3 protein-coding genes are annotated in these 2,937 nt (G+C 58.7%); all 3 read right to left on the reverse strand.

Going from position 1 to position 2,937, the window contains the following annotated elements; translation table 11 throughout:
* Positions 1-205: 205 nt before the first annotated feature.
* Entirely contained in the window at positions 206-1,012 is an 807-nt protein-coding gene (gene dapB / locus ACIPLA_RS27345) for a 4-hydroxy-tetrahydrodipicolinate reductase (RefSeq protein WP_401177517.1), read from the reverse strand.
* Between the two features lie 9 nt (positions 1,013-1,021).
* Positions 1,022-2,146 carry a molecular chaperone DnaJ gene (gene dnaJ, locus ACIPLA_RS27350; RefSeq protein ID WP_008067198.1) on the reverse strand — a complete coding sequence of 375 codons (1,125 nt, stop codon included), beginning with the start codon at positions 2,144-2,146 and terminating at the stop codon, positions 1,022-1,024.
* 297 nt (positions 2,147-2,443) lie between these two features.
* Positions 2,444-2,937 (reverse strand): Hsp70 family protein (locus tag ACIPLA_RS27355; RefSeq protein WP_401177520.1); only part of this gene is annotated, 494 nt, incomplete at its 5' end.

The following is a 2,937-nucleotide window of genomic DNA, read 5'->3' on the forward strand; positions in this document are numbered from 1 at the left end:
GAGTGACGTATGGACACGTCACCCCGCTTCTTCATCGAATTATTCTGCGCGCTTTTAGTGGACACACTAAAGCTGTAGCTTACAGAAAAAGGCATTTTTGGTCTACCGCCAATGAGCCCTAAAGGCCGGAGAATGCGACAGGACGTCGCTTGGCAGTTTAAAACCGGGCTCAAACGCTGAGTTTGAACCCGATTTCGGGCACATCTTACCGCAGGTCGAGCACGTCTTGCATGTCGTAAAGGCCTGGTTCACGACCGTCCAGCCACAAAGCTGCCCGTACCGCGCCCTTGGCGAAGGTCATACGGCCGGATGCCTTGTGCGTGATTTCCAGTCGCTCACCCTCGCAGGCGAACAGCACCGTGTGATCACCGACCACATCACCACCGCGAACAGTCGCGAAACCGATCGTTTCACGCTCACGCACACCGGTATGACCTTCACGACCATAGACCGCCACCTTCTGCAGATCACGATCCAGCGCGCTGGCGATCACTTCGCCCATGCGCAGAGCCGTGCCTGAAGGCGCATCGATCTTGTGCCGATGATGAGCCTCGATGATTTCGATATCAGCGTCATCGCCCAGCACACGAGCCGCCATGTCGAGCAGCTTCAGCGACAGGTTTACACCAACACTGAAATTGGCCGCGAACACAATCGCAATATCCTTGCTCGCCTCGACCAGCAACTGCTTCTGCGCCGCGTCCAGCCCCGTGGTGCCGATCACCATGGACTTGCCTGCTTTACGGCAGAACTCCAGGTTCTTCAGCATCACTTCCGGGAGCGTGAAGTCGATCAACACATCGAACTCATCGGCCACCGCATCCAGCTTGCCGGACAGCGGCACACCGATTCGCCCCAGCGATGCCAGCTCACCAGCATCCACGCCAATGAGTGTGCTGCCGGGGCGCACAATGGCTGCCGTCAGGCCGGTAAGCGGCGCACGCTGCTGCACCGCCTCGACCAGAATCTTGCCCATGCGCCCGGCAGCGCCCATCACAGCTATACGTCGCATGCCGACTCCTTACAAATCGCCGAAGAAGCGCTTCACGCCTTCGAACCAACCGGTGGTTTTCGGCGAATGACTGTTGTCACCCGCCAGAGAGCTGCGCAACTCCTCCAGCAATTCGCGCTGACGACGACCCAGGTTAACCGGGGTTTCGACCGCCACGCGGCACATCAGGTCACCCGCACCGCCACCACGAACCGGTGCGACGCCTTTGCCGCGAACACGGAACTGCTTACCGGTCTGAGTCCCTTCCGGAATCTTCAGCTTGACCCGACCATCAAGGGTCGGAATCTCCAGTTCTCCGCCCAGCGCTGCATCGACGAAGCTGATTGGCACTTCGCAGAACAGGTGCTTGCCGTCACGCTGGAAGATCGCGTGCTCGCGCACGTTGATTACCACGTACAAGTCGCCGGTCGGACCACCCTGCGCACCCGCCTCGCCTTCACCAGACAAGCGAATACGGTCGCCAGTATCGACACCGGCCGGCACTTTCACCGACAGGGTCTTGTACTCTTCGACACGACCTTCGCCGCGGCAGGAATCGCACGGATCGGAAATGATCTTGCCTTGGCCATGGCAGCGTGGGCAGGTCTGCTGCACCGAAAAGAAGCCCTGCTGCATGCGTACCTGACCGATACCGCCGCACGTCGGGCACGTGATCGGCGAGGAGCCTTTCTTGGCGCCCGAGCCATCGCACGGCTTGCAGTTGACCAATGTCGGAACACGGATATTCACGGTCGTGCCGCGCACCGCTTCTTCCAGGTTCAGCTCCAGGGTGTAACGCAGATCGCTGCCGCGCTGAGCGCCGCCACGAGCACCGCCGCGACCGCCACCGAAGAAGTCACTGAAGACATCGCCAAAGATGTCGGAGAAATTCTGACCGCCAAACCCGGCACCGCCGCCACCCATGCTCGGGTCGACACCGGCATGACCGTATTGATCATAGGCCGCGCGCTTGCTGGAATCGGACAGCACTTCGTAGGCCTCGTTGGCCTCCTTGAACATATCTTCCGACGCTTTGTCATCGGGATTACGGTCCGGGTGATGCTTCATCGCCAGGCGACGGTAGGCCTTCTTCAGGTCCGCTTCGCTTGAGCCACGCTCAACACCCAATACTTCGTAATAGTCACGCTTTGCCATAAGTCTTTGCACTCTTAAGGACGTTCGGCAAACCTCTCCTGAGCCTCGCCAAACTCGTTGAGCCCCAATACAGGCCCGGACCCAACTCACGTCAATTCAACGATCCTGGTCTTTGATTCGATGCGGTACTTTCGACTCGAAAGGCAGGAGCATTTTCGGTCATACCGCCAGCATTCGAGCGTTGTCGCATGCTGTAAAAATTCGCTTACTCCAGACACGCCAACGCGGGAGCAAGCTCCCGCGCGGCGACATCCTACCAGTCACCGCCTGAAGGCAGTCAACCGGGCGACCAACAACTTACTTGTGGTCTTTGACTTCTTCGAACTCGGCATCGACGACGTCGTCAGCTTTTTCAGCTTTCTCGTCGTGCGGTGCCGCGCCTTCAGCTGGCTGAGCCTGGTCGGCGTACATCTTCTGAGCCACTGGCGCGGAGACTTTGGACAGCTCTTCAACCTTGGCTTCGATAGCGGCCTTGTCGTCGCCTTTGATGGCGGTTTCCAGGGCAACTACAGCGGCTTCGATTGCAGTCTTCTCTTCAGCGCTCACTTTATCGCCAGCATCAGCGACCATTTTGCGCGTCGAGTGAACCAGGGCATCGCCTTGGTTACGGGCGCTGGCCAGCTCTTCGAACTTGCGGTCTTCTTCAGCGTTCACTTCAGCATCGCGAACCATCTGCTGAATTTCTTCCTCGGACAGACCGGAGTTGGCCTTGATCACGATCGACTGAGTCTTGACGGTAGCCTTGTCTTTCGCGCCGACGAGCAGAATGCCGTAGGCGTCGATGTAAGAAC

This window comes from Pseudomonas sp. NPDC086112 (assembly GCF_044746425.1).
Taxonomy (GTDB): domain Bacteria; phylum Pseudomonadota; class Gammaproteobacteria; order Pseudomonadales; family Pseudomonadaceae; genus Aquipseudomonas.

Bases quoted from the DNA above. Each gene is read 5' to 3' on its own strand.
- dapB (WP_401177517.1), bottom strand. From the start codon at position 1,012: ATGCGACGTATAGCTGTGATGGGCGCTGCCGGGCGCATGGGCAAGATT.
- dnaJ (WP_008067198.1), bottom strand. From the start codon at position 2,146: ATGGCAAAGCGTGACTATTACGAAGTATTGGGTGTTGAGCGTGGCTCA.